Genomic DNA, 23,523 nt, shown 5'->3' with positions numbered 1-23,523 from the left:
ATCACTTGAGGTGGCGGAAGCTCTGCACCGCCGAACACAGCACCACCGCACCCGCAGCAATCGCCAGCCAGAAGCCGCTGCGGGCGCCGAATGCATCCACCAATGCACCGGAACCGGCGGCACCGATGGCCACGCCAATGCTCAGACCGGTCACCAACCAGGTCAGGCCTTCGGTGAGTTTGGCCGGCGGCACGATGCGTTCGATCAACGCCATCGCCACGATCAAGGTTGGCGAGAAGAACAACCCGGCGATGAACACCGCCAAGGACAAACCGAAAATATTGGTCGCCAGCAACAGCGGCAGCGTGGTCACCGCCGTCGCCAGACCGCCATACAGAAACAGGCGCGGCAACGGCAGTTTCGAGCGCATCGCACCAAACGCGATGCCCGCCAGACAGGAACCAATGGCGTACACCGACAACACGATGCTCGCCGCTGCCGGTTGCCCTTGTTGCTGAGCGAACGCAACGCTGACCACATCGACCACGCCGACGATCATGCCCATGGCGACCATCAACAGCAGCAGCCATTGCACGTCGGTCGAACGAATGATCGAGCCTTGATGCTCTGATTCGTGGGGATGCACCGGCGGCTCGGTGCTGCGCTGGGCGACAAACGCCGTCACGCCGATCGCCAGCATCAACAGCGCCGCCAGCGGCCCGGCCTCGGGAAACACGCCGACGCACAGCCCCACCGACAGCGGCGGCCCAACGATAAAGCAGACTTCGTCGAGCACCGATTCCAGCGCATACGCCGTCTGCAATTGCGGCTGGCCGCGATAGATTTCCGTCCAGCGCGCCCGCACCATCGCCGACATGCTCGGCATGCAACCGGCCAGCGCAGCGCAGATGAACAGCGTCCAGGTCGGTGCCTGCAAACGGGTGCACAGCAGCAACATCAGCAACGCCCCGCCACCGATCAGCGCCGACACCGGCAGAATCCGCCCCTGACCGTAACGGTCCACCAGCCGCGACACCTGCGGTGCGCAGAACGCCGTAGCCAAGGCAAACGTCGCCGCCACCCCGCCTGCCAGCGCATAGCCGCCGGTCAATTGCGAGAGCATGGTGATCACGCCGATGCCGGTCATGGAAATCGGCATGCGCGCGATCATCCCGGCCATCACAAAGGCCCGGGCGCCGGGGGCGTTGAACAGTTCGCGGTAAGGGTTTGCCATCGGATACAGCCTCATCAGGGGCGGCCAACTTGCCACAAAGCCTGACGGACGGGAAAGCGCGCAATTGTTGGTGGAATGTGAAGTCCCTGTGGCGTGCAAGGCCAATCGCTGCCGCGCAAAGCTGTCGATCATTTCATGTACGCGGATGAACTCTCGTCGCCGGCCATCAGTCAGCTAGGTAAGCCTTCGCCTCGGAGCCAGACGACCATGGCCGAGCATCACCCTGAACGACAAAGCCCCATCGACGCCCACGGCATCATTGGCGACATGCGCAGCGCAGCGCTGGTCAATGACAAGGGCAGCGTGGATTTCTTCTGCTGGCCGGAGTTCGACAGCCCGTCGATCTTCTGTTCGCTGCTGGATACGCCCGACGCGGGGATTTTCCAGTTGGCCCCGGACCTGCCCGATGCCCGGCGCGAGCAGATTTACCTGCCGGACACCAACGTCCTGCAAACCCGCTGGCTCAGCGATCATGCCGTGGTGGAAATCACCGATCTGCTGCCGATTGGCGACAACGACGATGCCTTGCCGCTGTTGATCCGCCGGGTTCGGGTGGTCAGCGGGCAGGCGACATTTCACCTGCGTTGTGCCGTCCGGCATGACTACGCTCGCGCTCAAACTCGCGCCGCAATCGACAAGAAAGATGTACTGTTCAGCGCCACCGGGCAGCCGACACTGCGGCTGGCCTCGGATCAAACCTTGAGCGTCGATCACGATGCGGCAGTCGGGCAATTCACCCTCAAACAAGATCAGACCGCCGCGTTCATGCTCGGCGCCAGCGACGATCCGCGCTTCGCCGAAGGGGCCGCCAAGCTGTGCATCGAGCGCACGCTGAAGTTCTGGCGCGACTGGATCGGCCAGTCCAACTATCGCGGTCGCTGGCGGGAAATGGTCAACCGCTCTGCCCTCGCCCTCAAGCTACTCACCTCGCGCCAGCACGGCGCAATCCTCGCCGCCGCCACGTTCGGCCTGCCGGAAACCCCCGGCGGCGAACGCAACTGGGACTATCGCTACACCTGGATCCGCGACGCCTCGTTCACCGTTTACGCCTTCATGCGCCTGGGCTTTGTCGACGAAGCCAACGGCTACATGCGCTGGCTGCGCGGGCGGGTCAGCGATTGCAGCGGCCAGCCGATGAAACTCAACATCCTCTACGCCATCGACGGCCGCCAGGAACTGCCGGAAACCGAACTCACGCATTTGTCCGGGCATGGCGGCGCAAAACCGGTGCGCATCGGCAATGGCGCGTACGACCAGATTCAACTGGATATCTTCGGCGAACTGATGGACGCCGTTTATCTGGTCAACAAGTACGGCGACGCGATTTCCCACGAAGGCTGGAAACATGTGATGGAAGTGGTCGATCAGGTGTGTGAGACCTGGCAGACCAAAGACGTAGGCATATGGGAAATGCGCGGTGAGCAACATCACTTTCTGCACTCGCGACTGATGTGCTGGGTGGCGCTGGACCGGGCGATCCGCCTGGCCTCGAAACGCTCGCTGCCGGCGCCTTTCGCTCGCTGGGACCAGACCCGTCAGGCAATCCACGCCGACATCTGGGACAACTTCTGGAATGAAGAACACGGGCATTTTGTGCAGTACCAGGGCGGCACCGCGCTGGATGGCTCGATGCTGCTGATGCCGCTGGTGCGCTTCGTCAGCGCAAAGGATCCGCGCTGGCTCGCGACGCTTGAAGCCATCGAAAAACACTTGGTGCGCGACGGCATGGTTTACCGCTATCGCAATGACGATACGGGGATCGATGGATTATCGGGCACCGAAGGCGCTTTCGCCGCCTGCTCGTTCTGGTACGTCGAATGCCTGGCCCGCGCCGGACAGGTGGAAAAAGCCCACCTGGAATTCGAGCAACTGCTGCGTTATGCCAATCCGTTGGGACTATACGCGGAGGAATTCGACAACCGTGGCCGGCATCTGGGCAACACGCCCCAGGCATTGACCCATCTGGCACTGATCAGTGCGGCGAGTTTTCTCGATCGCAAGTTGAGTGGGGAGAAGAATTACTGGCAGCCGTAAAGCCATCAGAGTCTGTAGGAAATATGCCCCGCACTCGCTCTGATCGTGGCTAATCCCTACACGTAAATAAACAGAATCACAGCAGCCGTGGCGAGGGAGCTTGCTCCCGCCGGATCGTGCAGCGGTCCCAAGCCCTGCCCCCACATTTCTCCTGAAAGACTGCATAGCCCGGCTTTGCGACTGCTGCGCAGCCGAACGGGAGCAAGCTCCCTCGCCACAACTCGCAAAACCAGACGCCTACATCCACTAAACAAATCCCAAACATTCCCTCCCCCGCAACTCGCACTTACACCCCGAAATACTTTGTTGCCAGCTGTTACATCCCCCCCTACCATCCACCGCAACGGGCACAGCGGAGCTGTCCAATAAAAACCCGATTCAAGGAACCAGAATGAGCCAACGCATCCACCGCCAGATCGACGCCCCTCTGCGCACGGGCCTGACCCGCGACGAACTGTGGGAAGCCGCCGACAAGGGCCTGATCAAATGCTGGGAAATCGGCCGCCAGCGCGCCGCCCGCTTTCCCGACCTCGCCCAACGTTGCACTGCCGATGAACTTCCGGTGCTGGGCTGGAAAGGCGGGGTCAGTCGCAGCCTGAAAAAGAATGAAAAGTACGGATCGCTGAAGTATCTGGCGCAGTGGCAAGGGTTGCGCGGGGAAGATCTGGATATCGATCTGGGTGCAGAACGAGTCATGACCTGCTCGCGGACGAAGATGGTGGTGACGTTTACGCCGGATCGCAGCAAGTATTTCAATCAGGTGGCGGAAGCCGAGGCTTAAGGAGAAGCGTAATGGTCGATCTGCATCAGGAGTTTCAGAACAGCAGTTTCTTTCATCAGGCCCGAATCGACCGTCGCTCCGTCGACGCGCTGGCTGGAATCGCCGCCGGGCTTGCAGCGGACGGCAAGATCAATCAGCAGGAGGCTGAGTTTCTCAAGAGCTGGATTGAATCGCACTTGATCCATCTGAGTGATCCGGTCGTCAACATCCTTTATAAGCGTCTCGCCGACATGCTGAGTGATGGTGTTCTTGATGCAGAAGAGTCGGTCGAACTGCTGGAAATGCTTCATCAGTTCGCAGGTCTTCCAGTCGGCGCACAGCAACCCTTCGTTGCCTCAACCTCTCTTCCTCTCGACAACCCTGCTCCAGCATTGAGCTGTGCTGATCGTGTCTTTCTGTTCACCGGTGTCATGGCCTACGGCCCCCGCAAGGATTGTGAGGCGCTGATTGTCGAGCGAGGTGGACTGATCGGGGGCTCTGTCAGCAAAAAGATTCATTATCTGGTGGTGGGCAGCATCGGTAATGATCAATGGCTTCACAGCAGCTACGGCACCAAGATCAAGAAAGCCGTTGAGCTTCGCGACAGCGGCGTGCCGATAGCCATCATCAGCGAAGACCATTGGCAGAAGGTGTTGTTCGGATAACGGGAGAGTGAGATGACCCAAGCCGTGATGCAGTTTTGCAAGACTGAAAGTCTGACCATCGCCTATGAGCATCACGGCCCGGAAAACGGCACGCCGGTCATCCTGCTCCACGGTTTCCCCTACTCCCCCCGCGCCTACGACGAAATTACTCCGCCCCTCGCCGCCAAGGGTTACCGGGTGATCGTGCCGTACCTGCGCGGCTATGGGCCAACGCGTTTCAACAGCCCGGACACGCTGCGCTCCGGCCAGCAAGCGGCGCTGGCTCAGGATCTGCTGGACCTGATGGATGCGCTGGGGATCGAGCAAGCGACGTTGTGCGGTTACGACTGGGGCGGTCGGGCGGCGTGCATCGTTGCGGCGCTGTTTCCCGAACGCGTGCGTGAGTTGGTGACGGGCGATGGCTACAACCTGCAAGACATACCGAACTCGGTCCAGCCGCTGGATCCGCAGAGCGAGCATCGCTACTGGTATCAGTATTACTTCCACACGCCCCGTGGCGTTGAAGGGCTGACGCAGAATCGTCGGGCGCTGTGCGAGTTGCTGTGGCAGTTGTGGTCGCCGACCTGGGCGCGGAACGCCGAGCGTTATCCGTTGAGTGCACCGGCGTTCGACAACCCTGATTTCGTTGAGGTGGTGATTCACTCTTATCGCCATCGCTTCATGTATGCGCCGGGCGATCCAGCGCTCGAGTGGATGGAGCAGGCGCTGGAGAAACAACCGGCGATCGGCGTGCCGACGATTTCGCTGTGCGGTGCCGATGATGGCGTTGGCCCGGCCCCGGCGGACGATGAAGATGCGCACCACTTCACCGGGCCTTATGAGCGGCGGGTGCTGGCGGGTGTCGGGCATAACATTCCTGAGGAAGCGCCGGGCGAGACGTTCAAGGCATTACTGGATCTGCTCCAGCGCTGACCGAAAACCGCTCCCGATACGCCTGCGGCGTCACACCCATGGCCCGCAGAAAACTGCGGCGTAACGTCTCTTCACTGCCAAATCCACAATTGGCCGCGACCCGTTTGATCGGCAATCCCGTATCGCTCAACAACCGGCGGGCGGTTTCGACGCGGATCAGTTCGATGGCCCGCGCCGGGGTCTGGCCGGTGTCGGCGCGGTAGTGGCGCACGAAGCTGCGTTCGCTCATGCCGGCCTGTTCGGCGAGGGTCGGGATGCCCAGATCGCAGGTCAGGTGTTCGGCGATCCACGCATGTAAATCATCGAAGCGGTTGCCCTGTTTTTGCAGTGACAGCGTCACGCTGAATTGCGACTGCCCGCCCGGTCGCTTGAGGAACACCACCAGTTGCCGGGCGACGTCCAGGGCCATGTCGCGACCGAGGTCGTCTTCGACCATGGCCAGCGCCAGGTCGATGCCGGCGGTGACGCCTGCCGAGGTCCAGACCGGGCCGTCGTTGATGAAGATCGGATTCGGTTCGACCTGCAAGCGCGGGTGTTGCTGTGCCAGTTGCTCGCAGCGGGTCCAGTGGGTGACGACGCGGCGACCGTCGAGCCAGCCGCTGGCCGCCAGCAGAAATGCGCCGGTACAGACCGAAGCCACGCGCCGGCAGCCGCTCGCATGTTCACGCACCCAACTCACCAACTCGACATCTTCGGAGGCCGCGTACACGCCCCAGCCGCCGGCGATGATCAGCGTATCGCTGGGCTGCTTCGGCAACGGCTCGGCCAGCATCGCCAACCCGGCCGAAGAGTTCACCGCCCCGCCACTGCTGGCAATCACCGTTGGCGCGTACGGCGCAGGCAGACCCTGCTGGCGGGCAATGTCGTTGGCCGAGGCGAAGACCTGCAGCGGCCCGGTGACATCGAGCAGTTGCACATTGGCGAACGCGAGGACGTGGATGGTTTTCGGCATTTGGCGTAATTCGTGGGCTGATTGGCGTATGCGCCAAAACCTACGCGCCTACAGTGAAGCCGTCCACCCCTTTTCACGGAGATGAATCATGGCGTTGCAGATCGGTTTTCTGTTGTTTCCCCAGGTGCAGCAACTCGACCTGACCGGCCCGTATGACGTGCTGGCCTCGTTGCCGGACGTGCAGGTGCACCTGATCTGGAAGGATCTGGTGCCGGTCACCGCCAGCACCGGGCTGGTGCTGAAACCGACCACCACGTTCGAGGACTGCCCGGATCTGGATGTGATCTGCGTTCCCGGCGGCGCAGGCGTCGGGCCGTTGATGGAAGATGAGCAGACGCTGTCGTTCATCAAGACACAAGCTGCGCAGGCGCGGTACGTGACATCGGTGTGTACGGGTTCGCTGGTACTTGGGGCGGCGGGTCTGTTGCAGGGCAAACGGGCGACCACGCACTGGGCTTATCACGATCTGTTGCCGACACTGGGCGCAATTGCGGTGAAGGATCGGGTGGTGCGTGACGGCAATCTGTTTACCGGGGGCGGCATCACGGCCGGGATCGATTTTGCGTTGACGCTGGCGCAAGAACTGGTCGGCGTCGACACGGCGCAACTGGTGCAGTTGCAGCTGGAATATGCACCGGCGCCGCCGTTTGATTCGGGCAGCCCGGAGACGGCGCCGAGTGCTGTTGTCGATGAGGCGCGCAAACGTGCGGCGCCTTCGCTGAAACTGCGCACTGAAATCACTGAGCGCGCGGCGGCGAAGCTCAATCTGCGCTGATTCGTGCGCAGCACAGGCCCTGTGGGGACCAACCCACAGGGCCTGCGTCCCGGTTTTCCCCTACACCTTCACTTGTCCCCTCGCCCCCACCCGTGTAGAAAGCCTGTCCACAAATCGTGCACAAGGACTTTCCATGACAGCTCTGCCATGGCTCTATCTCGGGCTTCTCAGCCTTGGTTACGGATTGGCGCTGAGCTTTGGCCAGCTCGGCTGGCTGGCGCTGATCTCCATTGCACTGCTGGTTTTCGCCGGTTACGCCGTGCGCCAGCAAACCGTGCCGGTCGGGCGTTTTCTCGGCCATGGCCTGTTTATCGTGCTGGCCGTGGCGCTGGCCCTGCACTGGCTGCCGGGCTTCTATAACGGCCGGGCCATTCCGGCGCAGCGCTTCACTGACAACGCCGTGCCGTTCTCGATGTTCGTGAATCTGGACAAACCGCTGATTGGCTTCTGGCTGTTGCTGGTCTGCCCATGGATCGTCGCACGGCGGTCGTTGCGCCTGACCGTTTACGCCACCGCACTGGCACTGACGTTGAGCGTGATCCTGGCGCTGGGCGGCGCGGTGTTGCTGGGCATGATCACCTGGGCGCCGAAATGGCCGGATCAGGCGTGGCTGTGGGTGCTGAACAACCTGCTGCTGGTGACACTGGTCGAAGAAGCGCTGTTTCGCGGCTATATACAGGGCGGCCTCAGCCGGCATTTCAAACACTTGCCCTACGGCGAAAACCTCGCGCTGCTGCTGGCGTCCCTGCTGTTCGGCCTGGTGCATGTGGGCGCCGGCTGGCAATGGGTGTTGCTGGCGGGCCTGGCGGGTGTCAGCTATGGTCTGGCCTACCGTTTTGGCGGGCTCGGCGCGGCGATCATGACGCACTTTGGTCTGAACCTGCTGCATTTCGGCCTGTTCACCTATCCGATGCTCGCAGGTTGAAGCAAGCCCCGTTTTGCGACGCCGTACTTATAAATGAAAAAAAACTTCAACAAATCGCCGACCCCGCCGACAACCTTTCAAAGCCTTGCGGATTGAAAAACCATGCGTAATAACCAGCCCATTACACAACGCGAACGGACTTTCCCGGCTCAGCAACGGTTGATTTCCACAACCGACGCCAAGGGCGTGATCACCTACTGCAACGACGCTTTCGTCGAAATCAGCGGGTTTTCGCGTGAGGAACTGATCCGTGCGCCGCACAACCTGGTTCGTCACCCCGACGTCCCGGCTGCGGTGTTTTCGCACATGTGGGGCACACTGAAACAAGGCTTGCCATGGATGGGCATTGTCAAGAATCGCTGCAAGACCGGTGATCATTACTGGGTGAACGCCTATGTAACGCCGGTGTTCGATGGCAGTCAGGTGGTCGGTTACGAGTCGGTGCGGGTCAAACCGTCCGCCGAACAGATCCGCCGTGCCGAAGCGCTCTACCAACGCATCAACCAGGGCAAGTCGGCGATTCCTTCGAGCGACAAATGGCTGCCGATTGTGCAGGACTGGCTGCCGTTCATTCTGGTCAGCCAGTTGAGCTTCATGATCGGCGCCACCCTGAACTCGCAGTGGGGCTTCGCCCTCGCCGCCGGTCTGTCGGTGCCGCTGGGTCTGTTGGGCCTGCAATGGCAACAACGCGGGCTCAAGCGCCTGCTGCGTCTGGCCGAGCAGACCACCTCCGACCCGCTGATCGCGCAGATGTACACCGACAGCCGTGGCGCCCAGGCGCGTCTGGAGATGTCGATCCTCAGCCAGGAAGCCCGCCTGAAAACCTGCCTGCCCCGTCTGCAGGACACCGCCGAGCACCTGACCGATCAGGCCAAACAGTCCGACAGTCTGGCGCACAACAGCTCCATCGGCCTGGAACGCCAGCGCGTGGAAACCGAACAGGTCGCCACCGCCGTCAACCAGATGGCCGCCACCACCCAGGAAGTGGCGAGCCACGTACAACGCACCGCCGACGCCACCCAGGAAGCCAATCGCCTGACCGGTCGCGGCCGCGACATCGCCGGCGAAACCCGCGAAGCCATCCAGCGTCTGTCGGTCGTCGTCGGTGAAACCGGCCTGACCGTCACCCAACTGGCCAAGGACAGCGACGAAATCGGCGGCGTGGTCGACGTGATCAAAGGCATCGCCGACCAGACCAACCTGCTGGCCCTCAACGCTGCGATTGAGGCAGCGCGTGCCGGCGAGATGGGCCGTGGTTTTGCCGTGGTCGCCGACGAAGTCCGCCAACTGGCACAACGCACCAGCGAATCCACCGGCCAGATCCACGCCCTGATCGCCAAGCTGCAACAGACTGCGTCCAGCGCCGTACAAACCATGGAAGCCGGGCATCGCCAGGCGGAAGAAGGTGTAGCGCGGGTACTGGAAGCGGATCAGGCACTGGTGGGCATCAGCGAAGCGGTGGCCAACATCACCGACATGACCACCCAGATCGCCGCCGCGACCGAGGAGCAAAGTGCGGTGGCCGAGGAAATCAGCCGCAACATCAGCAACATCTCGGAACTGGCGGACCAGACCTCGGAACAGGCGCATAACTCGGCGCTGTTGAGTGAAGAGCTGACGAAGACTGCCAACACGCAATACTCGTTGGTGGAGCGGTTTAACCGCTGATTGTTCTGGCAATAAAGAAACCCCGGACAGCGAAAGCTTCCGGGGTTTTTTGTTTGTTATTTACGGCAATTGACGACTACTGCGGCAAACGAAGCCTGTCCAGCAATCGATTCACCAGCAGCTCGTTCAACATGATCAGCTGTTGCAGCGCCAGCAGCGGTTTGCGTTCCGGGCCTTTTACCGAGTTGGCGATATTGCCGGCCATGGCGTTGGCTGACGACAGTGATTCACTGGCTTCGACGAGCAGCGTTTCGTCATCGAGCGTGGGATCGACCATGTAGATGGGACGGGCCTTGGGTGGGAAGTACTTCGGGATTTCGGGGCCGAGGTAAAAATCGAGTGCGCGGTCGGCGGCTTCTTTTGTCTTTTGGGACTCTAGCGCTGGGTCGTTGGAGGTTGGATCGGTTTCTGGCGGATTGGGTGTGGCTTTGAACATGAATAAAACTCCAATTCGAAAAAATAGGAGCCATCACCCTCGCTACCAAACGGCGGGTGGCGGCCATGCGCGGGTTGGTAGACCGGTCGAATTGGGAAACCCGGCGCTCACGAATGAGCCCCACGCATGCCCACCATAAAATGCTGAACCTCAAAAAAGAGACAGCATTGAAGGTGTCGCAATAACCACAACTCGAATCGGGCTACCAAACCCAGTCACTTCTCAGTGACAGGGAAACGATATAGCCCTCTCCAAGCTGCGTAAGCCGGCGGATTCTGGCGTACGCGTAGGCAACGACGCAAGGTGTTGTAGCCCTTATGGCGTAACGGTTCGTGTACTTTAAACGCGCTCGCAAAATTGCGTTTATGCCCTCCCCGACCTACAGCAAAACCGGAATCGACTGACTTGTGCACCAAAGGAGCAGGCCCCATCGTTCGCACTCATTAAGAATTCAAAATCGGGAAACACCAATGACCACCACCAGAAAGAACGACAGAAAACCTGTTCGCGATGAACTGAGTTTTCTTGATGTCCGGCAAGCCGTGGTTGATGGACAGAAAGCGTTCGATGAATTTGTGATCTCTGGCGAGTTGGCTGTTACAAAGCAGCAGAATTCGGCGTTGCTGAATTCGTCAGGCTCATTGCTCGTTGGCGGAGCGATTTAACTGCTGATTGAGTGGGTGATAACAAAAAAACGATCATCGAGAGCTATCCTTTTTTGTTTTTTAGGAACTGAAATGCCCGTAACAGACCCCAAAACCATCGACATGTGGGGCATCCCGAAATGGGACAACAACAAGATCATCCTGGGCATCGCTGACCATCTCGAATGGGGCGACAAGACTGAACAAGGCGAGCACCTGCTAGTGCTGCAGGAGAAAATCAACAACTACATCGCCTTCATCGAAAGCGGTGAAATCTACACCGAGATCCCCGGAGCACTCGGCAAATCGTCTGTTATCCGTGTTCAAGGCAAATACGAGTTACCCGAGCAAGGCGTGTTATTCATCGATCGCGTTGCACAGACTCTGAAAGAAGCCGGTATTGGATTCGAGTTCGTGCTCAAAGCGGATTCAAAAATCGCAATCAGTGACAGCGGCGCCACTCCAAAACATCCAGCCCCTACACGCTGATCGATCCTCTGAGGGAGCAGACATGTCTATCACCGAAACAAAAGTCGTCGACATCATCGCCGTACCCGAGTGGGAGCCCGACAACGTCGTACTCGTCATCACCGACCACCTCCAGTGGGGCGACAAAGCCGAACAAGGCGAGCACCTGTTGTTGCTCCAAGAGAAGATCAACACCTACATCGCGCTCATCGAGAGCGGCGAAATACTCGAAAGCTATCCGCCGTCCAAAGGTAAAAAACCGAAAATTCGTATCAACGGCTTGTACGAGCTGCCTGAGCAAGCCGAACAGTTCATTGATCGCGTGACCGAGGTTTTGAAAGAGGTAGGTATCGGATTTGAGTTCGTTCTCAAAGCAGATGAAGCGATACGCAAAATGTGATTGGTTTACTGGCAGGCGACTTGTGTCGCCCACCATACAAGGTGTTGTCTGTGCTGAATGACGAGTAAAAGCCACTGAGTGCTGAAGCCCTTTGGAGGGAGGATGTTTCCTTTGACTCCTGCTCGTCAGCCAGCTATCCAATGATTGTAGTAAATGCTTTGTAAAGCCTTTCTACCGCAATACAGGATGTGGGAACTCCTTGGTACTCTTCACCAGTCCCAATCGTCGTCATCATCGGATTCAAGTATGACAGGGCGGGGCTCGCCATCTTTTATTCCGACCTCATAAGCGGGAGTGAAAACGACACTCCCGATTTGGTGTTCTATCAGTGTCCCTGGGACATATTCAATCCCTGCAGTTTTTAATTTCAGGTGACTGGATGGTGTTAAAGGGGCAAAAGCTAGCTCTACAGCCACAACATGAGAAAAAAGCACAATATTCAATCCACCCTCGTACTGGGCCGATTTAAATATGACACCGTCAATCGCCGGCGAATGCTGCGTCGACAAGTACTCTGCGATCACTTGAGTTGTCAGATACTCTCGTTCTTGTTTTGGTAAAACGGGACTGCTAATTTTTTCGTGAAGCATTCGGAGGAATTTTTTGCGGTCCTGCTTTAGGCGATAATCAGGATCAAACATACTGGTGTAAGCGGGCTCATACGCTTTTTCTAAAACCTTAAAATCGAGCACACGAACATCCCGCGTTAAGCGAAACTGACCACTGATAACGCTTCCGCCTACAGGTGGCCTGAGTTCCGCGATACAGGTTTCCCGGTCAAACGCCCCATAAAACACAGGAACGCCTTCAGGGTTCATTCGTCCCGAGGCCGCACGGTCTCGCGGTGGTGCCGCCATTTGTGATGCTGGATCCATGACTATTTTCTGCGTTACCTCAGGAGTCTCGCAGAGGCGGGCTCGAAAAAGCTCCAGATCGTCATCAGCTTTAATGGTACGGACGACATGATTGAGTGGATCTGACCGCTTGTAGGTCTCAAACGAGTCGATATTGCCAAATAACCAAGTGAGAAAGTCTTTTCCACCTTGGTTGAAAAACCGGCTTTTGTGCATGATGCCAGTCCGGAATTCATTCCACTTTCGTTCGGCTTGAACGGGTCTCCTATCACGTGGAAGGAAAAGGTCTTCTTCGTTAAAACGGCTCTCACCTCCGTCTTTTAGCTCCGCAAATGAACATGTGGTGAGTTCCGCACATACGTCCTTCACCAATTCACCGTCTTCATCCGGGCAGCCAAGAAGGTCTGAGACGTAATAATACAGATCGTCGCCTCTTTCAAAATCATTGGTTGGCCTGAGAAATTCACGAATTACGCCTTCTACTAAATCAGCCAATCTGCTGACCGTAATAGCTTTGCGTTTTTTTTTGCAATACAGGCACTTCCCGCTCAACCCCTCAGCCTTGATGATAGTTTCGAGGTGAATATCCCCGATGCATCCGTAGCAAACCATCTCGTCTTGCGCTTCCATATCCAACTCCAATAGTTCTCAGTCAGGCGAGTTCTCAGCTAAGTAAATCATCGCACTGGCTCAATGCCCCTCCAAGTGCCGATCCCCCTAAGTCCCCTCGCCGTCCCAAACTGCGAGTAAGCCAAACCCTCACCCCTACCAGCACCCTTTTGCTCACTGATATAGAAGCTCACAGCCAAAAGCAGGGCTAACCATGGTCATCTACCACCAACCCAAAGACCTCGGTGACCTATTGCTTGTGCAACGCTGATGGGGAGCTAGATGTGACTGCTGATTGGATGGCTAATAACAAAAAACCGGATAGTGAGAGCTATCCGGTTTTTTGTTTTGGATTGGCGTTAATCGCGATTACTGAGGCAAACGCAGCCTGTCCAGCAGTCGATTTACCAGCAGCTCGTTCAACATGATCAGCTGTTGCAGCGCCAGCAGCGGTTTGCGTTCCGGGCCTTTTACCGAGTTGGCGATATTGCCGGCCATGGCGTTGGCTGACGACAGTGACTCACTGGCTTCGACGAGCAGTGTTTCGTCATCGAGCGTGGGATCGACCATGTAGATGGGACGGGCCTTGGGTGGGAAGTACTTCGGAATTTCGGGGCCGAGGTAAAAGTCGAGTGCGCGGTCGGCGGCTTCTTTTGTCTTCTGGGACTCAAGCTCGGGGTCGTGAGGGGTTGGATCAGTTTCTGGTGGGTTTGGTGTGGCTTTGAACATAGATTTAACTCCAGTTTCGAATATTGAGGAGCCATCACCCTCGCTACCAAACGAAGGGTGGTGGCCATACGCGGGTTGGTAGACCGGTCGAAACGGGAAACCCGGCGCTCACAAAGGAGCCCCGCGCATGCCCACCATAAAAAACTGAGCCCCAAACAAGGGACTGCATATGGTGACGCCATACGACGGTTTCGAAGCGGGCTACCAAACCCGATCACTGTTTTTCAGTGACAGGGAAACGATATAGCCCTTTCCAAACCGCGTAAGCCGGCGGATTCTGGCGTACGCGTAGGCAACGACGCAAGGTGTTGTAGCCCTTATGGCGTAACGGTTCGTGTACTTTAAACGTGGTGACGCGATCGTGTTTATTCGCTGGAAATTCCGGGCTGGGGGGCTTTCAGTTTTTGTGGTGTGTCAGTGAAATCCTTACCCCTCACCCTAGCCCTCTCCCCGAGGGAGAGGGGACTGACGGAGGTGTTTGGGCGAGGTACGCCGACGTGGGATACCGAGTTGAACTCAGGTTTTGAACAGCACTTCAATCGGCTCCTAACCACTCAACAGGATGAGCGTTAGCTCGGCTGCAGCTTTTGATCTTGATCCACGGGCGACGTCGGAAGGCTGAGTGGAGGGATTTATCCGGGGGTGGGAGCGCAGCGACCGTTTGGCGAAGCCAAACACATCGAGAGGAGGTGCAGCGAAGCAAACCGTAGGCGATGCCCCCCGGATGAATCCCGGAGCGAAGGAACCCCGAGCCTCAGCGAGCGGGCCGGACGTAGGAGCAAGACCTTTTGGTTACTTTTGGGGCGTTTGCCAAAAGTGACCCGCCGTAAGGGCGGAACCCTAAGCAGCCATAACCGCAGCAACGGATATACACCCCAAAACCAAACCTCAACGAAGAAACCCGGCAACCCTCTCCGCCGCCAAAGCCAAATGCTGCTCATGCGTAAACCCGGAAACCTTGAGCGGCTTCAAATCATGATCCCCAGAAGCCAACCAGAACACCTCAATACCCGGCGATAGATCGTAAGCCTCGACAGCGTCCCGATTGCCAAGAGCATCCCGCTCCCCCTGAACAATCAACGTCCGAGTCTGCAAAGCAGCCAAATGCTCAACCCGAGGCTTCTCCGGTTTCCCCACCGCATAAAACGGATAACCAAGACAAACCAACGCATCCGCGCCAAGCTCATCGGCAAGCAGACTGGCCATCCGCCCCCCCATCGACTTCCCGCCAACCGCCAAAACCCCAGCGACATGAAGTCGCACCAAGCCATAAACCTCACGCCAGCACTCCTGCAATTTCCCCGCGGGATTCGGCGGTCGCTTGACCCCATCAACCCGCCGCTGCGCCATATAAGGAAACTCAAACCGCAACACGTTCACCCCCAGCCCAGCAAGGCGCCCAGCCATATCGTTCATCCAGTCGCTATCCATCGGCGCCCCCGCCCCATGCGCGAGGATGAGCGTCACCGAAGCCTCACCAACAGCCGCATCCCAAAGCCACCCGTGATCCCGCAGGTACTGCGCCCATTGATCCCCGTCAATACTGGCCTTGTGCTGTTTGTCCATGCTTGCCTCGCTTTTAGTCTGCCTATAACTCCAGGCGAAGGATTCGCGGCGTTTTCTGCGCGCGCTCACTTCGGCTGAACCGTGGATGGGGAACCATGAACACTTCTATCAGTACCGCCTACAACTACAAGGTGGTCCGCCAATTCGCCATTATGACGGTGGTGTGGGGCATCGTCGGCATGGGGCTCGGGGTTTTTCTCGCGGCTCAATTGGTCTGGCCCGAACTCAACTTCAACCTGCCGTGGACCAGCTTCGGACGCCTGCGCCCGCTGCACACCAACGCGGTGATCTTCGCGTTCGGCGGCTGTGCCTTGTTCGCCAGTTCGTTCTACTCGGTGCAGCGCACCTGCCAGACCCAACTGTTCGCGCCGAAAATTGCCGCGTTCTGCTTCTGGGGCTGGCAACTGGTGATCCTGCTGGCGGCCATCAGCCTGCCACTGGGTTACACCAGCTCCAAGGAATACGCCGAGCTGGAATGGCCGATCGACATCCTGATCACCATCGTCTGGGTCGCCTACGCCATCGTGTTCTTCGGCACGATCATGCAGCGCAAGACCAAGCACATTTATGTGGGCAACTGGTTCTTCGGCGCGTTCATCATCACCGTGGCGATCCTGCACATCGTCAACAACCTTGAGTTGCCGGTGAGTTTCACCAAGTCCTACTCGGTGTACGCCGGCGCGACCGACGCGATGGTGCAATGGTGGTACGGCCACAACGCCGTAGGCTTTTTCCTCACCGCCGGTTTCCTCGGGATGATGTACTACTTCGTGCCGAAACAGGCCGAACGTCCGGTGTATTCGTATCGCCTGTCGATCGTGCACTTCTGGGCGCTGATCACCCTGTACATCTGGGCCGGCCCGCACCACTTGCACTACACCGCGCTGCCGGACTGGGCGCAGTCGCTGGGCATGGTGATGTCGCTGGTACTGCTGGCACCGAGCTGGGGCGGCATGATCAACGGCATGATGACCCTCTCGGGCGCCTGGCATAAGTTGCGCAGCGACCCGATCCTGCGCTTCCTGGTGGTGTCGCTGGCGTTCTACGGCATGTCGACCTTCGAAGGTCCGATGATGGCGATCAAGACGGTGAACGCCCTCTCCCACTACACCGACTGGACCATCGGCCACGTACACGCTGGCGCTCTGGGCTGGGTGGCGATGATTTCCATCGGCGCGCTGTACCACATGATCCCGAAAATCTTCGGCAAAGAGCAGATGCACAGCATCGGCCTGATCAACGCGCACTTCTGGCTCGCGACCATCGGCACCGTGCTCTACATCGCTTCGATGTGGGTCAACGGCATTGCACAAGGCCTGATGTGGCGTGCGGTGAACGAGGACGGCACGCTGACCTACTCCTTCGTCGAAACCCTGGTGGCCAGCCACCCAGGCTTCGTCGTGCGGCTGATTGGCGGGGCGATCTTCCTCAGCGGCATGTTCCTGATGGCTTACAACACCTGGCGCACCGTGCGGGCCTCGCAGCCTGCTGACGTCGTTGCTGCCGCGCAGATGGCCTGAGGAGTCCGCCATGAAACACGAAACGATTGAAAAGAACGTCGGCCTGCTGATGCTGCTGATGGTGTTCGCCGTGAGCATCGGCGGCCTGACCCAGATCGTCCCGCTGTTCTTCCAGGACGTGACCAACAAACCGGTGGAAGGCATGAAGCCCTACACCGCGCTGCAACTGGAAGGCCGCGACATCTACATCCGCGAAGGCTGCGTCGGCTGCCACTCGCAGATGATCCGTCCGTTCCGCGCCGAAACCGAACGCTACGGCCACTACTCGGTGGCCGGCGAAAGCGTGTGGGATCACCCGTTCCTGTGGGGCTCGAAACGTACCGGTCCGGACCTGGCCCGGGTTGGCGCGCGTTACTCGGATGACTGGCACCGTGCGCACTTGTACAACCCGCGCAACGTCGTACCGGAATCGAAAATGCCGGCCTACCCATGGCTGGTCACCCAACCGGTCGACAGCAGCCACACCGAAACCAAGCTCAAGGTCATGCGCACCCTCGGCGTGCCCTACACCGATGACGACATCAGCGGTGCGGTGGCCAGCCTCAAGGGCAAGACCGAAATGGACGCCCTCGTCTCCTACCTGCAGGTGCTTGGCACTGCGATCAAGAGCAAGAGGTGAGCCATGGTCTTTGAAATGAGCGCGGGGCTGATACGCGGCCTCGGCACGGTCGTGGTGTTCGTGGCCTTCGTCGGCCTGACCCTGTGGGTGTTCAACCGCAAGCGCACACCGGAATTCGCCGAAGCGCGCCTGCTGCCGTTTGCCGACGAGCCGCAACCCGACCCAACCCAAGCATCTGAAACAAGGAGTACCCGGCCATGACCACCTTCTGGAGTACGTGGATCTGCGTACTGACCATCGGCAGCCTGATCGGCCTGACCTGGCTGCTGGTCGGCACCCGTCGGGGCGAGACTAAGGGCAGCGTCGACCAGACCATGGGCCACAGCTTCGACGGCATCGAGGAGTACGACAACCCGCTGCCGCAGTGGTGGTTCATGCTGTTCGCCGGCACGCTGGTGTTTTCCGTGGGCTATCTGATCCTCTACCCGGGTCTGGGCAACTGGAAAGGCATCCTGCCCGGCTACGAGGACGGCTGGACCGGCGTCCACGAGTGGGAAAAGGAAATGAGCAAGGCCGACGCCAAATTCGGGCCGATCTTCGCCAAATTCGCCGCGATGCCGGTGGAAGAAGTGGCGAAGGATCCGCAGGCGCTGAAAATGGGTGGTCGTCTGTTCGCCTCCAACTGCTCGGTGTGCCACGGCTCGGACGCCAAGGGTGCCTTCGGCTTCCCTAACCTCGCCGACCAGGACTGGCGCTGGGGCGGCAGTGCCGAGACGATCAAGACCACCATCATGGGTGGCCGGATCGCGGCGATGCCGGCCTGGGGCGAGTCGCTCGGTGAGGCCGGGGTGAAAAACGTCGCGGCGTACGTGCGTCACGAACTGGCCGGGCTGCCACTGCCGGCGGACAACAAGGCCGACCTGCAAGCAGGACAGCAAACGTTCAGCACCATGTGCGTAGCCTGTCATGGGGCAACCGGCCAGGGCACTGAAGCCATGGGTGCGCCGAATCTGACGCACCCGGCCGGATTCATCTATGGCACCAGCCTGACCCAACTTGAACAGACCATTCGCCATGGTCGTCAGGGCCACATGCCAGCTCAGAACGAGCTGCTGGGTAACGATAAAGTGCAATTGCTGGCGGCTTATGTGTACAGCTTGAGCCATGGATTGAATACAGAAAAACTGATTACTGAGGACAATAAAAAGTAATCATTGCGTACAACACTGCCGCACGTTTCCAGTGCGGCAGTTTCCAGTCCCTTTGCGACGCATTGTCGCACCCCTTCACCCCCTCTCCTTTCGGTTACCCGGATTCGGGTCTACGCTTGCTCGATGCGGACTGGCCCGTGCCGGTTCCAGGTCGACCCTGAGCGAGGCGTTGAACGAATCGGCTGACTGACATGGCCGCAAAGGCCGGTAGATACCGGCTGTCGTGCCGATTACCGTCCGTCACCCGAACCGAGCGTTCGAACACACCCCGTTACATCCGACCGGGACCCCTCGCTTTTTTCGTCCGCTGCGACATTTTGCCCGAGGGCAATTTTGTCCTTACGCGGCGCATGGAAAGGCCGCAGAATCAGCGTTGGAAAGCATTGACCCAGGTCATGGCGCGTTGCATTGACCCCCTGCTTTCTACATACTTGCGGCCGATTTTAATCCTAATAAAACACCCAAACCGTGGAACCTTAGAATGAGCACAGCAATCAGTCCGACTGCTTATAACTATAAGGTAGTCCGCCAGTTCGCCATCATGACGGTGGTCTGGGGGATCCTTGGCATGGGGCTCGGTGTCTTCATTGCCTCGCAACTGGTCTGGCCGGAGTTGAACTTCGGCCTGCCGTGGACGAGCTTTGGACGCCTGCGCCCGTTGCACACAAACCTGGTGATTTTCGCCTTCGGTGGTTGTGCACTGTTTGCCACTTCCTACTATGTCGTGCAGCGAACCTGCCAGACGCGACTGATTTCCGACAGCCTCGCGGCCTTCACCTTCTGGGGATGGCAAGCGGTCATCGTCGGCGCGATCATTACCTTGCCGCTGGGTTACACCACCACCAAGGAATACGCGGAACTGGAATGGCCCCTCGCCATTCTGCTGGCCATTGTCTGGGTCACCTACGGTCTGGTGTTCTTCGGCACCATCACCAAGCGCAAGACCAAGCACATCTACGTGGGTAACTGGTTCTACGGCGCGTTCATCGTCGTGACCGCGATGCTGCACATCGTCAACCACGCCTCGCTGCCGGTCAGCTTCTTCAAGTCCTACTCGGCCTACGCCGGTGCGACCGACGCGATGATCCAGTGGTGGTACGGCCACAACGCCGTGGGTTTCTTCCTGACCACCGGCTTCCTGGGGATGATGTACTACTTCGTGCCGAAACAGGCCGAACGTCCGATCTACTCCTATCGCCTGTCGATCGTGCACTTCTGGGCACTGATCACCCTGTACATCTGGGCCGGCCCGCACCACCTGCACTACACCGCGCTGCCGGACTGGGCCCAATCGCTGGGCATGGCGATGTCGATCATCCTGCTGGCACCAAGCTGGGGCGGCATGATCAACGGCATGATGACCCTGTCGGGCGCCTGGCATAAGCTGCGCACCGACCCGATCCTGCGTTTCCTCGTGGTCTCCTTGGCGTTCTACGGCATGTCGACCTTCGAAGGTCCGATGATGGCGATCAAGACCGTCAACTCGCTCTCGCACTACACCGACTGGACCATCGGCCACGTACACGCCGGCGCTCTGGGCTGGGTAGCGATGATCTCGATCGGCGCGATCTACCACATGATCCCGAAACTGTTCGGCCGCGCGCAGATGCACAGCGTCGGCCTGATCAACGCGCACTTCTGGCTCGCGACCATCGGTACCGTGCTGTACATCGCTTCGATGTGGGTCAACGGCATCACTCAAGGCCTGATGTGGCGTGCAATCAACGACGACGGCACCCTCACCTACTCGTTCGTTGAAGCGCTGCAGGCCAGCCACCCTGGCTACATCGTTCGTGCCCTGGGCGGTGCGTTCTTCGCCAGCGGCATGTTCCTGATGGCCTACAACGTGTGGCGCACCGTTCGCGCCTCGGACCCGGCTGAAGCTGAAGCCGCCGCCAAGATCGCCGTAGTTGGAGCTCACTGATGAAGCATGAAGCTGTCGAGAAGAATATTGGCCTGCTGGCCTTCTTCATGGTCATCGCCGTCAGCGTCGGTGGCCTGACCCAAATCGTTCCGCTGTTTTTCCAGGACGTCACCAACAAGCCGGTCGAAGGCATGAAGCCGCGCACCGCCCTTGAACTGGAAGGCCGCGACGTTTACATCGCCAACGGCTGTGTCGGCTGCCACTCGCAGATGATCCGTCCGTTCCGTGCCGAAACCGAACGCTACGGCCACTACTCGGTCGCCGGTGAAAGCGTCTGGGATCACCCGTTCCTGTGGGGTTCCAAGCGTACCGGCCCGGACCTGGCCCGTGTCGGCGGTCGTTACTCCGACGACTGGCAGCGTGCGCACTTGTACAACCCGCGCAACGTTGTGCCTGAGTCGAAAATGCCGGCTTACCCGTTCCTCGTGGAAAACAAGCTCGACGGCAAAGACACGGCCAAGAAAATGGAAGTGTTGCGCACGCTCGGCGTCCCTTACACCGACGAAGACATTGCCGGTGCAAAAGACGCTGTGAAGGGTAAAACCGAAATGGACGCGCTGGTGGCCTATCTGCAAGGCCTGGGCACCATCATCAAAAGCAAACGGTGATCTAGATGGATATCGGGATGATTCGAGGCCTGGGCACCGTTGTCGTGATGGTTGCCTTCATCGGTCTGGCGTTGTGGGTGTTCAGCCCCAAGCGCAAGTCGGAGTTTGAAGACGCGACCTTGCTGCCCTTCGCGGATGATCCCGAAGCCATCAAGCACGTCGAGCAAGCTTCTAGGAGTAACAAAGAATGACTACATTCTGGAGTCTGTACGTCACAGTCCTCAGTCTCGGTACGATCTTTTCCCTGACCTGGCTGTTGCTGTCGACCCGCAAGGGTCAGCGCGCCGAGCAGACCGACGAGACGGTCGGCCACTCCTTCGACGGGATCGAGGAGTACGACAACCCGCTGCCGAAATGGTGGTTCATGCTGTTCGTGGGCACCATCGTGTTCGCTCTGGGTTATCTGGTGCTGTACCCGGGCCTGGGCAACTGGAAAGGTCTGCTGCCGGGCTACAACTACCTCGATAACGACAAGCAGACCGCGTTCGCCAACGGTCAGACCGGCTGGACCGGCGTTCACGAGTGGGAAAAGGAAATGGCTCGTTCGGACGCCAAGTTCGGTCCGATCTTCGCCAAGTTCGCCGCCATGCCGATTGAAGAAGTGGCCAAGGATCCGCAAGCCCTGAAGATGGGCGGCCGTCTGTTCGCCTCCAACTGCTCGGTCTGCCACGGTTCCGACGCCAAGGGCGCTTATGGTTTCCCTAACCTGACCGACGCCGACTGGCGCTGGGGCGGCGAGCCGGAAACCATCAAGACCACCATCATGGGCGGTCGTCACGCCGTGATGCCAGCCTGGGCTGAAGTGATCGGTGAGCAAGGCGTGGCCGACGTGGCGGCATTCGTGCTGACCAACCTCGATGGCCGCAAGCTGCCGGAAGGCACCAAGGCTGACCCGGTTGCCGGCCAGAAACTGTTCGCGACCAACTGCGTGGCCTGCCACGGTCCGGAAGGCAAAGGCACGCCAGCAATGGGCGCACCCAACCTGACTCACCCGGCCGCGTTCATCTACGGTTCGAGCTTCGCGCAACTGCAGCAGACCATCCGTTACGGCCGTCAGGGCCAGATGCCTGCCCAGGAACAACTGCAAGGCAACGACAAGGTTCACCTGCTGGCGGCGTATGTTTACAGCCTGTCCCATGGTGAAAAACCAGCGGAAGCCGAGGCGCAGTAAGGCCAACGCTTGAAGCAAAAAAAGGCCCCGCCAATGAGAATTGGCGGGGCCTTTTTGTCTCTGGCCTTTGATGGGCCGACCAGTGGTTGCGCTCGACAGGCTTTCCAGGTTGTGGGGGATCGCACGCGGTAGTAACGTTGCTACAAATCTTCTTCAGGAGAGGTCGCAATGATGGCCATCACCACCATTTCCAGCCGCGAATTCAATCAGGACACAAGCAGTGCCAAAAAAGCCACGCGCAACGGGCCGGTAATCATCACTGATCGTGGCAAGCCCGCCCACGTACTGCTAAGCATTGAGGAGTACGAAAAACTCACCGGCCTCAACGCGAGCATCGTCGATCTGCTGGTCATGCCGGAAGCGGCAGACATCGAGTTCGAAACCGAGCGTGCCGTGATCACTCACCGCCCCGTGGATCTGTCCTGAATGTATTTGCTCGACACCAATGTGATTTCTGAACTGCGCAAACCCCAGGCCGACAAAAACGTTGTCGCCTGGGCCAGATCTGTCATTGCCCCTCGTATGTTTATTTCGGCCATTACCTTGAAGGAACTGGAGACCGGCGTTCTTCGCATGGAGCGACGCGACCCGATTCAGGGAAAAGTCCTGCGCACCTGGCTCAAGCGTCATGTGATGCCGGCCTTCGATGCGCGAATCCTGCCAGTCGATGCCGCCGTCGCCCTACGCTGCGCCCGCCTTCATGTGCCGGATCAGGCCAATGAAAGCGATGCCTTGATCGCCGCGACGGCATTGGTCCATGGGCTGACGGTGGTCACCCGCAACGTCGCCGATTTTGAATCCAGTGGCGTTGCGCTCATCAATCCGTGGGACTGAAAGGCCCGTACCTCAGCAGGAAGCATCGCAGCTTCACATCTCGCAATTGAAATTCGATGGGCACATTTGCTGGCAAGCGATAACGTCCCCCTGCAGCCGTTGTGCTGTACATGAAGACTTCACGA

General features: G+C 59.0%; 26 protein-coding genes. 20 read left to right on the top strand and 6 right to left on the bottom strand.

Features of this window, described 5'->3' with window-relative positions; genetic code table 11:
• Position 1 precedes the first annotated feature (1 nt).
• The gene (locus AC1RR7_RS21045; protein WP_096822469.1) at positions 2 to 1,174 is read right to left on the bottom strand and encodes an MFS transporter; all 1,173 of its coding nucleotides are present in this window, start codon (positions 1,172 to 1,174) and stop codon (positions 2 to 4) included.
• A 207-nt stretch (positions 1,175 to 1,381) separates the two neighbouring features.
• On the opposite strand from AC1RR7_RS21045, the gene AC1RR7_RS21040 reads away from it, so the two are divergent.
• The 4 genes from AC1RR7_RS21040 to AC1RR7_RS21025 all read left to right on the top strand — a co-directional run bounded on the left by AC1RR7_RS21040 (position 1,382) and on the right by AC1RR7_RS21025 (position 5,545).
• Complete coding sequence (locus tag AC1RR7_RS21040) at positions 1,382 to 3,208, top strand: glycoside hydrolase family 15 protein (protein WP_493158345.1); 1,827 nt, start codon at positions 1,382 to 1,384, stop codon at positions 3,206 to 3,208.
• Positions 3,209 to 3,599: 391 nt separating this feature from the next.
• Positions 3,600 to 3,989 carry a hypothetical protein gene (locus AC1RR7_RS21035; RefSeq protein ID WP_273540406.1) on the top strand — a complete coding sequence of 130 codons (390 nt, stop codon included), beginning with the start codon at positions 3,600 to 3,602 and terminating at the stop codon, positions 3,987 to 3,989.
• Between the two features lie 11 nt (positions 3,990 to 4,000).
• Positions 4,001 to 4,633, top strand: coding sequence for a BRCT domain-containing protein (locus AC1RR7_RS21030; RefSeq protein WP_273540407.1), 633 nt, complete (start codon positions 4,001 to 4,003; stop codon positions 4,631 to 4,633).
• A gap of 12 nt (positions 4,634 to 4,645) precedes the next feature.
• Entirely contained in the window at positions 4,646 to 5,545 is a 900-nt protein-coding gene (locus AC1RR7_RS21025; RefSeq protein WP_493158344.1) for an alpha/beta fold hydrolase, read from the top strand.
• On the opposite strand, the gene AC1RR7_RS21020 is transcribed toward AC1RR7_RS21025, so the two are convergent.
• Positions 5,514 to 6,497 carry a GlxA family transcriptional regulator gene (locus tag AC1RR7_RS21020; RefSeq protein WP_493158343.1) on the bottom strand — a complete coding sequence of 328 codons (984 nt, stop codon included), beginning with the start codon at positions 6,495 to 6,497 and terminating at the stop codon, positions 5,514 to 5,516. The genes AC1RR7_RS21025 and AC1RR7_RS21020 overlap by 32 nt on opposite strands.
• A gap of 88 nt (positions 6,498 to 6,585) precedes the next feature.
• Between AC1RR7_RS21020 and inhA the strand changes: the two genes are divergently transcribed.
• The 3 genes from inhA to AC1RR7_RS21005 all read left to right on the top strand — a co-directional run bounded on the left by inhA (position 6,586) and on the right by AC1RR7_RS21005 (position 9,865).
• The gene (gene inhA, locus AC1RR7_RS21015; RefSeq protein ID WP_273540412.1) at positions 6,586 to 7,272 is read left to right on the top strand and encodes an isonitrile hydratase; all 687 of its coding nucleotides are present in this window, start codon (positions 6,586 to 6,588) and stop codon (positions 7,270 to 7,272) included.
• A gap of 133 nt (positions 7,273 to 7,405) precedes the next feature.
• On the top strand, positions 7,406 to 8,197 hold the full coding sequence (locus AC1RR7_RS21010; protein WP_096822475.1) for a CPBP family intramembrane glutamic endopeptidase: 792 nt from the start codon (positions 7,406 to 7,408) through the stop codon (positions 8,195 to 8,197).
• A gap of 102 nt (positions 8,198 to 8,299) precedes the next feature.
• Complete coding sequence (locus AC1RR7_RS21005) at positions 8,300 to 9,865, top strand: methyl-accepting chemotaxis protein (RefSeq protein ID WP_493158341.1); 1,566 nt, start codon at positions 8,300 to 8,302, stop codon at positions 9,863 to 9,865.
• 76 nt (positions 9,866 to 9,941) lie between these two features.
• Here AC1RR7_RS21005 and AC1RR7_RS21000 read toward each other — a convergent pair whose 3' ends face one another.
• Positions 9,942 to 10,301: a DUF6124 family protein gene (locus AC1RR7_RS21000; protein ID WP_493158340.1), complete on the bottom strand. Its 360-nt coding sequence runs from the start codon at positions 10,299 to 10,301 to the stop codon at positions 9,942 to 9,944.
• 470 nt (positions 10,302 to 10,771) lie between these two features.
• On the opposite strand from AC1RR7_RS21000, the gene AC1RR7_RS20995 reads away from it, so the two are divergent.
• The 3 genes from AC1RR7_RS20995 (at position 10,772) to AC1RR7_RS20985 (ending at position 11,813) form a co-directional block, all read left to right on the top strand.
• Positions 10,772 to 10,966 carry a hypothetical protein gene (locus tag AC1RR7_RS20995; RefSeq protein ID WP_493158338.1) on the top strand — a complete coding sequence of 65 codons (195 nt, stop codon included), beginning with the start codon at positions 10,772 to 10,774 and terminating at the stop codon, positions 10,964 to 10,966.
• Positions 10,967 to 11,038: 72 nt separating this feature from the next.
• Positions 11,039 to 11,434: a DUF6572 domain-containing protein gene (locus AC1RR7_RS20990; protein WP_493158336.1), complete on the top strand. Its 396-nt coding sequence runs from the start codon at positions 11,039 to 11,041 to the stop codon at positions 11,432 to 11,434.
• A gap of 22 nt (positions 11,435 to 11,456) precedes the next feature.
• Positions 11,457 to 11,813: a DUF6572 domain-containing protein gene (locus AC1RR7_RS20985; RefSeq protein WP_493158335.1), complete on the top strand. Its 357-nt coding sequence runs from the start codon at positions 11,457 to 11,459 to the stop codon at positions 11,811 to 11,813.
• A gap of 209 nt (positions 11,814 to 12,022) precedes the next feature.
• On the opposite strand, the gene AC1RR7_RS20980 is transcribed toward AC1RR7_RS20985, so the two are convergent.
• The 3 genes from AC1RR7_RS20980 to AC1RR7_RS20970 form a co-directional block, all read right to left on the bottom strand.
• Complete coding sequence (locus AC1RR7_RS20980; RefSeq protein ID WP_493158334.1) at positions 12,023 to 13,297, bottom strand: RES family NAD+ phosphorylase; 1,275 nt, start codon at positions 13,295 to 13,297, stop codon at positions 12,023 to 12,025.
• 348 nt (positions 13,298 to 13,645) lie between these two features.
• Positions 13,646 to 14,005: a DUF6124 family protein gene (locus AC1RR7_RS20975; RefSeq protein WP_493158333.1), complete on the bottom strand. Its 360-nt coding sequence runs from the start codon at positions 14,003 to 14,005 to the stop codon at positions 13,646 to 13,648.
• Between the two features lie 888 nt (positions 14,006 to 14,893).
• Positions 14,894 to 15,571 carry an alpha/beta family hydrolase gene (locus AC1RR7_RS20970; protein WP_493158332.1) on the bottom strand — a complete coding sequence of 226 codons (678 nt, stop codon included), beginning with the start codon at positions 15,569 to 15,571 and terminating at the stop codon, positions 14,894 to 14,896.
• A 95-nt stretch (positions 15,572 to 15,666) separates the two neighbouring features.
• Here AC1RR7_RS20970 and ccoN (AC1RR7_RS20965) point away from each other — a divergent pair, with 95 nt between their 5' ends.
• The 10 genes from ccoN (AC1RR7_RS20965) (at position 15,667) to AC1RR7_RS20920 (ending at position 23,398) form a co-directional block, all read left to right on the top strand.
• Positions 15,667 to 17,091 (top strand): cytochrome-c oxidase, cbb3-type subunit I, encoded by a 1,425-nt coding sequence (gene ccoN / locus AC1RR7_RS20965; protein ID WP_007960356.1) that lies wholly within the window; start codon positions 15,667 to 15,669, stop codon positions 17,089 to 17,091.
• A gap of 10 nt (positions 17,092 to 17,101) precedes the next feature.
• Positions 17,102 to 17,710: a cytochrome-c oxidase, cbb3-type subunit II gene (gene ccoO, locus AC1RR7_RS20960; protein ID WP_007960355.1), complete on the top strand. Its 609-nt coding sequence runs from the start codon at positions 17,102 to 17,104 to the stop codon at positions 17,708 to 17,710.
• A 3-nt stretch (positions 17,711 to 17,713) separates the two neighbouring features.
• The gene (locus AC1RR7_RS20955) at positions 17,714 to 17,911 is read left to right on the top strand and encodes a cbb3-type cytochrome oxidase subunit 3 (RefSeq protein WP_085609010.1); all 198 of its coding nucleotides are present in this window, start codon (positions 17,714 to 17,716) and stop codon (positions 17,909 to 17,911) included.
• On the top strand, positions 17,908 to 18,861 hold the full coding sequence (ccoP, locus tag AC1RR7_RS20950) for a cytochrome-c oxidase, cbb3-type subunit III (protein WP_102622551.1): 954 nt from the start codon (positions 17,908 to 17,910) through the stop codon (positions 18,859 to 18,861). Before AC1RR7_RS20955 ends, ccoP (AC1RR7_RS20950) begins: the two co-directional genes overlap by 4 nt.
• A 481-nt stretch (positions 18,862 to 19,342) precedes the next feature.
• Positions 19,343 to 20,785 (top strand): cytochrome-c oxidase, cbb3-type subunit I, encoded by a 1,443-nt coding sequence (gene ccoN, locus AC1RR7_RS20945; protein ID WP_085711942.1) that lies wholly within the window; start codon positions 19,343 to 19,345, stop codon positions 20,783 to 20,785.
• Positions 20,785 to 21,393: a cytochrome-c oxidase, cbb3-type subunit II gene (ccoO, locus tag AC1RR7_RS20940; RefSeq protein ID WP_007905434.1), complete on the top strand. Its 609-nt coding sequence runs from the start codon at positions 20,785 to 20,787 to the stop codon at positions 21,391 to 21,393. The genes ccoN (AC1RR7_RS20945) and ccoO (AC1RR7_RS20940) overlap by 1 nt, the downstream gene beginning before the upstream one ends.
• Positions 21,394 to 21,398: 5 nt before the next feature.
• The gene (locus AC1RR7_RS20935) at positions 21,399 to 21,584 is read left to right on the top strand and encodes a CcoQ/FixQ family Cbb3-type cytochrome c oxidase assembly chaperone (RefSeq protein WP_003175465.1); all 186 of its coding nucleotides are present in this window, start codon (positions 21,399 to 21,401) and stop codon (positions 21,582 to 21,584) included.
• Positions 21,581 to 22,564 carry a cytochrome-c oxidase, cbb3-type subunit III gene (gene ccoP / locus AC1RR7_RS20930; protein ID WP_096822486.1) on the top strand — a complete coding sequence of 328 codons (984 nt, stop codon included), beginning with the start codon at positions 21,581 to 21,583 and terminating at the stop codon, positions 22,562 to 22,564. Before AC1RR7_RS20935 ends, ccoP (AC1RR7_RS20930) begins: the two co-directional genes overlap by 4 nt.
• A 171-nt stretch (positions 22,565 to 22,735) precedes the next feature.
• The gene (locus tag AC1RR7_RS20925) at positions 22,736 to 22,990 is read left to right on the top strand and encodes a type II toxin-antitoxin system Phd/YefM family antitoxin (protein ID WP_065259746.1); all 255 of its coding nucleotides are present in this window, start codon (positions 22,736 to 22,738) and stop codon (positions 22,988 to 22,990) included.
• Entirely contained in the window at positions 22,991 to 23,398 is a 408-nt protein-coding gene (locus AC1RR7_RS20920; protein WP_493158331.1) for a type II toxin-antitoxin system VapC family toxin, read from the top strand. It begins immediately after the preceding gene.
• Positions 23,399 to 23,523 lie beyond the last annotated feature (125 nt).

This window comes from Pseudomonas sp. GW821-FHT11G12, from assembly GCF_058808055.1.
This window is presented reverse-complemented; position numbering and strand designations above follow the sequence as displayed.

Bases quoted from the DNA above. Each gene is read 5' to 3' on its own strand.
- AC1RR7_RS21045 (WP_096822469.1), bottom strand. From the start codon at position 1,174: ATGGCAAACCCTTACCGCGAACTGTTCAACGCCCCCGGCGCCCGGGCC.
- AC1RR7_RS21040 (WP_493158345.1), top strand. From the start codon at position 1,382: ATGGCCGAGCATCACCCTGAACGACAAAGCCCCATCGACGCCCACGGC.
- AC1RR7_RS21035 (WP_273540406.1), top strand. From the start codon at position 3,600: ATGAGCCAACGCATCCACCGCCAGATCGACGCCCCTCTGCGCACGGGC.
- AC1RR7_RS21030 (WP_273540407.1), top strand. From the start codon at position 4,001: ATGGTCGATCTGCATCAGGAGTTTCAGAACAGCAGTTTCTTTCATCAG.
- AC1RR7_RS21025 (WP_493158344.1), top strand. From the start codon at position 4,646: ATGACCCAAGCCGTGATGCAGTTTTGCAAGACTGAAAGTCTGACCATC.
- AC1RR7_RS21020 (WP_493158343.1), bottom strand. From the start codon at position 6,497: ATGCCGAAAACCATCCACGTCCTCGCGTTCGCCAATGTGCAACTGCTC.
- inhA (WP_273540412.1), top strand. From the start codon at position 6,586: ATGGCGTTGCAGATCGGTTTTCTGTTGTTTCCCCAGGTGCAGCAACTC.
- AC1RR7_RS21010 (WP_096822475.1), top strand. From the start codon at position 7,406: ATGACAGCTCTGCCATGGCTCTATCTCGGGCTTCTCAGCCTTGGTTAC.
- AC1RR7_RS21005 (WP_493158341.1), top strand. From the start codon at position 8,300: ATGCGTAATAACCAGCCCATTACACAACGCGAACGGACTTTCCCGGCT.
- AC1RR7_RS21000 (WP_493158340.1), bottom strand. From the start codon at position 10,301: ATGTTCAAAGCCACACCCAATCCGCCAGAAACCGATCCAACCTCCAAC.
- AC1RR7_RS20995 (WP_493158338.1), top strand. From the start codon at position 10,772: ATGACCACCACCAGAAAGAACGACAGAAAACCTGTTCGCGATGAACTG.
- AC1RR7_RS20990 (WP_493158336.1), top strand. From the start codon at position 11,039: ATGCCCGTAACAGACCCCAAAACCATCGACATGTGGGGCATCCCGAAA.
- AC1RR7_RS20985 (WP_493158335.1), top strand. From the start codon at position 11,457: ATGTCTATCACCGAAACAAAAGTCGTCGACATCATCGCCGTACCCGAG.
- AC1RR7_RS20980 (WP_493158334.1), bottom strand. From the start codon at position 13,297: ATGGAAGCGCAAGACGAGATGGTTTGCTACGGATGCATCGGGGATATT.
- AC1RR7_RS20975 (WP_493158333.1), bottom strand. From the start codon at position 14,005: ATGTTCAAAGCCACACCAAACCCACCAGAAACTGATCCAACCCCTCAC.
- AC1RR7_RS20970 (WP_493158332.1), bottom strand. From the start codon at position 15,571: ATGGACAAACAGCACAAGGCCAGTATTGACGGGGATCAATGGGCGCAG.
- ccoN (WP_007960356.1), top strand. From the start codon at position 15,667: ATGAACACTTCTATCAGTACCGCCTACAACTACAAGGTGGTCCGCCAA.
- ccoO (WP_007960355.1), top strand. From the start codon at position 17,102: ATGAAACACGAAACGATTGAAAAGAACGTCGGCCTGCTGATGCTGCTG.
- AC1RR7_RS20955 (WP_085609010.1), top strand. From the start codon at position 17,714: ATGGTCTTTGAAATGAGCGCGGGGCTGATACGCGGCCTCGGCACGGTC.
- ccoP (WP_102622551.1), top strand. From the start codon at position 17,908: ATGACCACCTTCTGGAGTACGTGGATCTGCGTACTGACCATCGGCAGC.
- ccoN (WP_085711942.1), top strand. From the start codon at position 19,343: ATGAGCACAGCAATCAGTCCGACTGCTTATAACTATAAGGTAGTCCGC.
- ccoO (WP_007905434.1), top strand. From the start codon at position 20,785: ATGAAGCATGAAGCTGTCGAGAAGAATATTGGCCTGCTGGCCTTCTTC.
- AC1RR7_RS20935 (WP_003175465.1), top strand. From the start codon at position 21,399: ATGGATATCGGGATGATTCGAGGCCTGGGCACCGTTGTCGTGATGGTT.
- ccoP (WP_096822486.1), top strand. From the start codon at position 21,581: ATGACTACATTCTGGAGTCTGTACGTCACAGTCCTCAGTCTCGGTACG.
- AC1RR7_RS20925 (WP_065259746.1), top strand. From the start codon at position 22,736: ATGGCCATCACCACCATTTCCAGCCGCGAATTCAATCAGGACACAAGC.
- AC1RR7_RS20920 (WP_493158331.1), top strand. From the start codon at position 22,991: ATGTATTTGCTCGACACCAATGTGATTTCTGAACTGCGCAAACCCCAG.